The sequence below is a fragment of the Lentibacillus sp. L22 genome (assembly GCF_040812445.1).
GTDB lineage: Bacteria > Bacillota > Bacilli > Bacillales > Amphibacillaceae > Lentibacillus_C > Lentibacillus_C daqui.
The window spans coordinates 184118-190256 of the sequence record NZ_JBFNXI010000001.1 but is presented as its reverse complement, the minus strand read 5'-3'; the positions used below and the strand labels follow the sequence as shown (position 1 = coordinate 190256).

The following is a 6139-nucleotide window of genomic DNA, read 5'->3' as shown; positions in this document are numbered from 1 at the left end:
CATGGTAGGGTTTCTCCTCTCTTTATTTGTTGTCCAATTTTGAGGATACCCTACCTCTTTTTTTCGTCTCAAATATTTTACACAAACTATTTTACGTCATCCTGTTTAGGGAAATCATGATCGTAAAATATCCAATCCGCCAGCTTGCTTTTTTCATCTGGCTGCTTTTTGCCCCGATAGGTCATCATATAGTGATAAAAAGTTCGCATGTTTTCCCTCCCTGTTCCTAGTCATCCTGATCCATAAATTCCTGATGCTTGCGTAACTTTTTCCGATATACAATTTTTGAGAAGTAAATACTGATTTCGTATAGCAAAATTAGCGGTATGGCCACAACTATCTGTAATACAAAGTCAGGTGGCGTTACAGCTGCCCCGATAATAACTAAAATAAAATAGGCATACTTCCGCGTTTTTACCATGAAATCCGGTGTAAGAACACCAATCCTGGTCAAAAACATGGAGATAATAGGTATCTCAAACAAAATGGCAAATGGTATTGTTACACGCAAGAGAAATTTAAAATACTTATCGACTGTAAACAGTTCATTAAACATTCCATCATTTAATGAGAGTAAAAATGGCAAGATCAGCTTGACAAATATAATGTATCCAAACACAAGCCCTGCAATAAATAATAAAAACGCTGCGGGTATGTATAAAGCAGAGGCTTTGCGCTCAACAGGTGTTAATCCAGGTTTTACGAACAACCAAATCTGGAAAAGCATAACGGGTATGGTTCCGATGACGGCAATAAGCCCTGCCATTGTAAAATAAATCCAGATAATCTCACCAGGGCTGATTACATTCAACTCGAAAGGTAAATCATTTACAAAGAAGCCATAAATATCCTTCACATAAATGAAGCCCAAGATAAAAAACAGCACAAAAAATACCGCTGTAACGATTAGCCGATTTCTCAACTCGGATAAATGACCAGTAACATTCATTTCTTTTTCATTTGACATTGTGGATTGTTGATCTTCAGACATGGATTTACGCTCCTTGCAGTTTAAGGCAAAAAGAAGATGTAAGGTTTACCCCCTACACCTTCTAGCCTGAAATTTAATACAGTGAATTACTTGTCGTTATCCTTTTTTTCATCATCAGAGACAATATCTTTTGTTGCATTCTTAAACTCTTTTAGTGAGCTTCCAAATGCCTTACCGATTTCCGGAAGTTTCGATGGGCCAAAAATGACTAATGCAACAATCAATATTAAAATTAATCCTGGAATCCCAATGTTGCTAAACATGATAGATCACTCCGAATGATTTATTTCGTTTCTTTTCCGCTGATTATTTCTTTTGTTTCTTTTACCTCATCAGTTACATCACTAGTCAGTTCACGAGCAGAATCTTTAAACTCCCGCAATGAATGACCGGCTGCCTTGCCAATTTCGGGAAGTTTTTTAGGTCCAAAAATAACTAATGCAATAATTAAAATTAATATAAGCCCAGGGAATCCTATATTTGCAAACATAACGTCCACCTCTTTGTAATCATTATACCGCTAATTCCATAGATTTTAAAATCATTATGTAACATATCCAGTTTAACACGGTCTTCCCAAACGGACAACTCATACCTGCTTTGCCCAGTCATATTGTGCAGGATGATTCATATTAAAAAAATGCTTCTCAAGTATATCATCAGATATTATCCCAAAATCATTCACATAGGCGACCTGAAGAAAATCAAACATACGATCAACTTTACGAACATTGTTCTCCAATTGTTGTTGTACTACCGGTAAGACAGATTTTTTATAAATTCCGGCCAATGGATGGATTCGCTCACCATATTTCGGAATTACTGCATCATTTCCGTTCAGATATCCCATTAGCTGCATATAGACCTGATGATTGATAAACGGGGTATCACAAGCGGAAACGACAAAGACATCTGCATCCCGATGAAATGCTGCTTCCATTCCCGCCAACGGACCTGCCCCAGTGTATCGATCCTTGACGATTGGTACTTGCAGAAATGTATATGCTGATGGATCATTAGCAACGATGACAACCTCGTCAACACATTTTTTTATTTCCCTTACAATATGTGAAACAACTGGTTCATCTCGTAATGGCAGTAACGACTTTGTTTGCCCCATTCTAAGAGATTTTCCGCCAGCTAAAATAACGCCACAATATTTCATAAACCACACTTACCTGCGATCATATTGCAAAAAATAATAGTCATACGGATTTTTCTCATCTTTTTCCCCTTTAATTTTCGAGGTTAACGACCATTTATCCATTGTAAAAATTGGAAAATGTATGTCTCCATCGAACACTTCATCAATATAAGTGATATACATCCGATCGGCATCATTGATAATCTGTTCAAAAATAGTGCCTCCGCCAATCACAAAGAACTCCTCATCCGGGTGCTGGTCATTCCAGTTTTTTATCGTTGCCAAATCACGCAGGACAGAGACATCCTCGGGAAATTCATTTTCACTATGACTGGTTATAACATAGTTTTTGCGGTTGGGTAATGCTTTGCCAATTGATTCAAAAGTTTTCCGTCCCATAACAATCGTATGCCCGGTTGTCAATTCTTTAAAAAAACGAAGGTCCTTTGGTAAATGCCACGGTAAACCATTATCAGAACCAATGACTTGCTTGCGATCCATCGCAACAAGTAATGAGATCATCAAAAACCTCCCCCTTTCCCTTTCGTTTCTTTATACGGCAATTGGTGCCTTGATGGTCGGATGTGGATGATAGTTCACGAGTTCAAAATCAGCTAGTTGGAAGTCAAAAATGGATTTCTTATCCGGATTTAATTTGAGTTCAGGGAGTGATCTAAGCTCCCGATTAAGCTGAATCTTTACCTGTTCCACGTGATTCGTATAAATATGCGCATCACCAAGCGTATGAATAAACTCACCGACCTCCAAATTACATTCTAAGGCAATCAGATGGGTTAACAGTGCATAGCTGGCAATATTAAACGGCAATCCCAAGAAGATGTCGGCACTTCGTTGGTACAGCTGGCAGGAAAGTTCGCCATCCGCTACATAAAATTGAAATAAAGTGTGACATGGTGGTAAAGCCATTGTCGGAACATCTTCCGGATTCCAGGCAGTAACAATATGGCGGCGGGAATCAGGGTTGTTTTTAATCGATTCGATTACGTTTTTCAACTGATCAATTGTTTTTTGGTTTGACATTTTCCATGCACGCCATTGTTTACCATAAACCGATCCAAGGTCACCATATTTTTCGGCAAACATATCATCAGTAAGCATATTGGATTTGAATTGAGACATTTGCTCCTGATATTGTTCATTAAATTCTGGATCCTTTTGGGAACGATTACCAAAGTCGGTCATATCCGGTCCATCATAATCATCGCTCTCAACCCATTTTTTAAAAGCCCATTCATTCCAGATATTGTTATTATTTTCAAGTAAGTAGCGAATATTTGTATCTCCATTAATAAACCAAAGTAATTCACTAGCGATTAAACGAAACGGCACCTTTTTTGTTGTTAAAAGCGGAAAGCCTTCCCTTAAATCAAAACGCATCTGATGTCCAAATATCGAAAAAGTGCCAGTATTAGTGCGATCTGCTTTTTTTGTACCGGTATTTAGTACCGTCCTGCATAGATCAAGGTATGCTTGTTCATTTTTTATCACGCTTATTTCTCTCCTTGCCGATAAACTGATCAATAAAATCAATTTTGTCTTCTCCTATTGTAACCCACGAGTGAAAGTAAGTAAATTATTGAAATTTATTTTGCGTTAATTGTTCATTCTTAGAAATGAGCCCCGTCCGTCTCCAGCACATACACCGCTAACCGGACGCTTCCGCCTTTGTACATAATCTGCATCATATGACAAACACTAGTTATATTAAGCAAAAAAGGTGGGATAAAAATGAGTGGTTTTATTGTAAAATTAATTGTCTGTCCAATCAGTGTCATTCTCGCTTCATGGATTTTTCCCAATGTCAATTTTGCCGCTTGGTATCAGCCGATTATCATTGGTGTAGTATTGGCGGTTATCGGTTACTACATGGAAGTTGGTATGCTCCGTAAAAATACTAACTGGGTAAGTACGGCCATTGATTTTGTTGTGACTACATTAGTCGTTTATTTTGGAGCGATGCTTTTTAATGGAACCCATGTTACCTTTTGGGGAGCAGTGTTAACCGGCATTATTATTGGCATAACCGAAATATTCCAGCATTACTGGCTTTTGGGATCCGGTCGTGTAGATAAAGAAGAACCTCTTACTGATTAATTAGACTATAAACAGATCGGGCTATGCAGTGCCCGATCTGTTTTTTAAACGAAACTGAAACTCGTTCAGGTGTATTACTTTTACGTTCATTTTTAATCAACTGCTTCTGTTATTCCATTAAAACAGTCCCGTAATCCGGCCATCTGCTGTGACGTCCATATCCAGTGCTGCTGGATGCGCAGGTAATCCCGGCATGGTCATCATTGTTCCTGTTAATACCACAATAAAGCCGGCCCCAATCGCTGCACGCATTTCCCGAATAGTCAGCGTAAATCCCCTTGGTCTACCCACCAGCGAGGGATCATCGGATAGCGAATATTGCGTCTTCGCCATACAAATGGATAAATTGCCCCATCCTTGTTGTTCATAATACTGTAGCTGTTCGGCCGCTTTAGGGGATAATTCAATGTCATCCGCACCATAGACAGTCTGGGCAATCTTTCGTATCTTGGTCTTTAGTGACTCCTCAGGTTCGTAAATCCGCTGAAAATGGGATGTGGTAGTGCTTGTTTTCTGAACGATTTTTTTTGCCAACCCGATTCCACCATCTCCACCCTTGGCCCATACATCTGTCAAAGCAACATCGATTCCTCTTTCATGACACCATGATTCAATAAAAGAGGTTTCTCTTTCCGTATCCGTAGGGAATTTATTAATGGCTATTATATATGGCAATCCAAATGATTCAATCGACTCGATATGTTTTTCCAGATTAGCCATTCCATTCTTTAATGCATCAAGATTTTCTTCGGTCAATTGGTCTTTTTTCATACCGCCATGCATTTTTAAAGCCCGGACTGTGGCGACAATGACAACAGCGCTTGGTTCAAAATCCCCCGCACGTGTTTTAATATCTAAAAATTTCTCTGCACCAAGATCGGCACCAAAACCCGCCTCGGTTACTACATAATCCGCCAATTTGGCTGCTGTTTTGGTCGCCATGAGGCTATTGCATCCGTGAGCAATATTGGCAAATGGACCACCATGGATAATTGCTGGTGTATTTTCGGTTGTTTGGACAAGATTTGGTTTTATCGCGTCTTTCAATAATAATGTCAGCGCACCCTCGACCTTTAGATCCTTCACCGTTACCGGCTCTTCTTCATACGTATATCCAATAACAATGCGGGATATTCGTTCTTTTAGATCATCCAAACCAGTTGCCAGACAAAGAATGGCCATTATCTCGGAAGCAACTGTAATCGTAAATCCATCTTCACGTGGGATACCCTGTTTTGGTCCACCCAGTCCAACAACGATTTGTCTCAGAACACGATCATTCATGTCTATAACCCGTTTCCATTCAACTCGACGCGGATCAATCCGTAAATCATTTCCCCGTTGAATATGGTTATCGATTAATGCTGCCAACGCATTATTGGCACTTGTGATGGCATGCAAATCACCGGTAAAGTGCAAATTGATTTCTTCCATGGGGAGAACTTGAGAATAGCCACCTCCTGCTGCCCCCCCTTTCATTCCCATGACAGGACCTAAAGAAGGCTCACGTAATGCAATGATCGCTTTTTCTCCAATTTTATCCAACGCTTGACCCAATCCAACTGTTACAGTGGATTTTCCTTCCCCCGCCTGTGTTGGATTGATTGATGTAACTAAAATGATCTTCCCATCCGGATTATTCCCCAGCTTTGTCAGCAGGTTATCCGACAGTTTTGCTTTGGTATGCCCATATGGTTCCCAGTCTTCATCCGTAAGCTGTAAGCGTTGTGCAATGTCCCTAATCGGTTTTAGTTTTGCTTCTTGAGCAATTTCAATATCGGTTTTCACGTCCATGACATCCTTTCCACCTAAAAGTTAACTGCCATTTTCCAAGTATCTTCATTATATCTGGAAATAAGTTAAAAATATAGCCGAAAAGTTTCGAAAAA

General features: G+C 39.5%; 9 protein-coding genes. 1 reads left to right on the top strand and 8 read right to left on the bottom strand.

Translation table 11 applies throughout. From position 1 onward, the window contains the following. Nucleotides 1–86: 86 nt before the first annotated feature. The 7 genes from ABRT01_RS00995 to ABRT01_RS00965 all read right to left on the bottom strand — a co-directional run bounded on the left by ABRT01_RS00995 (nucleotide 87) and on the right by ABRT01_RS00965 (nucleotide 3644). A complete protein-coding gene (locus ABRT01_RS00995) occupies nucleotides 87–209 on the bottom strand; it encodes a YozE family protein (RefSeq protein ID WP_483308144.1) in 123 nt (40 codons plus the stop codon). Between the two features lie 17 nt (nucleotides 210–226). Then, nucleotides 227–991, bottom strand: coding sequence for a twin-arginine translocase subunit TatC (tatC, locus tag ABRT01_RS00990; protein WP_269412405.1), 765 nt, complete (start codon nucleotides 989–991; stop codon nucleotides 227–229). Nucleotides 992–1077: 86 nt separating this feature from the next. Continuing rightward, on the bottom strand, nucleotides 1078–1254 hold the full coding sequence (locus tag ABRT01_RS00985) for a twin-arginine translocase TatA/TatE family subunit (RefSeq protein ID WP_269412404.1): 177 nt from the start codon (nucleotides 1252–1254) through the stop codon (nucleotides 1078–1080). A 20-nt stretch (nucleotides 1255–1274) separates the two neighbouring features. After that, complete coding sequence (gene tatA, locus ABRT01_RS00980; protein ID WP_269412403.1) at nucleotides 1275–1481, bottom strand: twin-arginine translocase TatA/TatE family subunit; 207 nt, start codon at nucleotides 1479–1481, stop codon at nucleotides 1275–1277. A 99-nt stretch (nucleotides 1482–1580) separates the two neighbouring features. Further along, a complete protein-coding gene (gene mobA, locus ABRT01_RS00975; RefSeq protein WP_367746088.1) occupies nucleotides 1581–2156 on the bottom strand; it encodes a molybdenum cofactor guanylyltransferase in 576 nt (191 codons plus the stop codon). A 9-nt stretch (nucleotides 2157–2165) separates the two neighbouring features. After that, nucleotides 2166–2657 (bottom strand): dihydrofolate reductase, encoded by a 492-nt coding sequence (locus tag ABRT01_RS00970; protein ID WP_269412401.1) that lies wholly within the window; start codon nucleotides 2655–2657, stop codon nucleotides 2166–2168. Nucleotides 2658–2687: 30 nt separating this feature from the next. Next, nucleotides 2688–3644 (bottom strand): thymidylate synthase, encoded by a 957-nt coding sequence (locus ABRT01_RS00965; RefSeq protein WP_367746087.1) that lies wholly within the window; start codon nucleotides 3642–3644, stop codon nucleotides 2688–2690. A 240-nt stretch (nucleotides 3645–3884) separates the two neighbouring features. On the opposite strand from ABRT01_RS00965, the gene ABRT01_RS00960 reads away from it, so the two are divergent. After that, nucleotides 3885–4250, top strand: a complete 366-nt coding sequence (locus tag ABRT01_RS00960) for a DUF2512 family protein (protein WP_367746086.1) — start codon at nucleotides 3885–3887, stop codon at nucleotides 4248–4250. Between the two features lie 117 nt (nucleotides 4251–4367). On the opposite strand, the gene ABRT01_RS00955 is transcribed toward ABRT01_RS00960, so the two are convergent. Further along, complete coding sequence (locus ABRT01_RS00955) at nucleotides 4368–6044, bottom strand: formate--tetrahydrofolate ligase (protein ID WP_367746085.1); 1677 nt, start codon at nucleotides 6042–6044, stop codon at nucleotides 4368–4370. Between the last annotated feature and the right edge of the window lie 95 nt (nucleotides 6045–6139).

What these genes read in the sequence shown, in the direction of transcription:
- ABRT01_RS00995 (WP_483308144.1), bottom strand. Translation starts at nt 209, where the DNA reads ATGCGAACTTTTTATCACTATATGATGACCTATCGGGGCAAAAAGCAG.
- tatC (WP_269412405.1), bottom strand. Translation starts at nt 991, where the DNA reads ATGTCTGAAGATCAACAATCCACAATGTCAAATGAAAAAGAAATGAAT.
- ABRT01_RS00985 (WP_269412404.1), bottom strand. Translation starts at nt 1,254, where the DNA reads ATGTTTAGCAACATTGGGATTCCAGGATTAATTTTAATATTGATTGTT.
- tatA (WP_269412403.1), bottom strand. Translation starts at nt 1,481, where the DNA reads ATGTTTGCAAATATAGGATTCCCTGGGCTTATATTAATTTTAATTATT.
- mobA (WP_367746088.1), bottom strand. Translation starts at nt 2,156, where the DNA reads ATGAAATATTGTGGCGTTATTTTAGCTGGCGGAAAATCTCTTAGAATG.
- ABRT01_RS00970 (WP_269412401.1), bottom strand. Translation starts at nt 2,657, where the DNA reads ATGATCTCATTACTTGTTGCGATGGATCGCAAGCAAGTCATTGGTTCT.
- ABRT01_RS00960 (WP_367746086.1), top strand. Translation starts at nt 3,885, where the DNA reads ATGAGTGGTTTTATTGTAAAATTAATTGTCTGTCCAATCAGTGTCATT.
- ABRT01_RS00955 (WP_367746085.1), bottom strand. Translation starts at nt 6,044, where the DNA reads ATGGACGTGAAAACCGATATTGAAATTGCTCAAGAAGCAAAACTAAAA.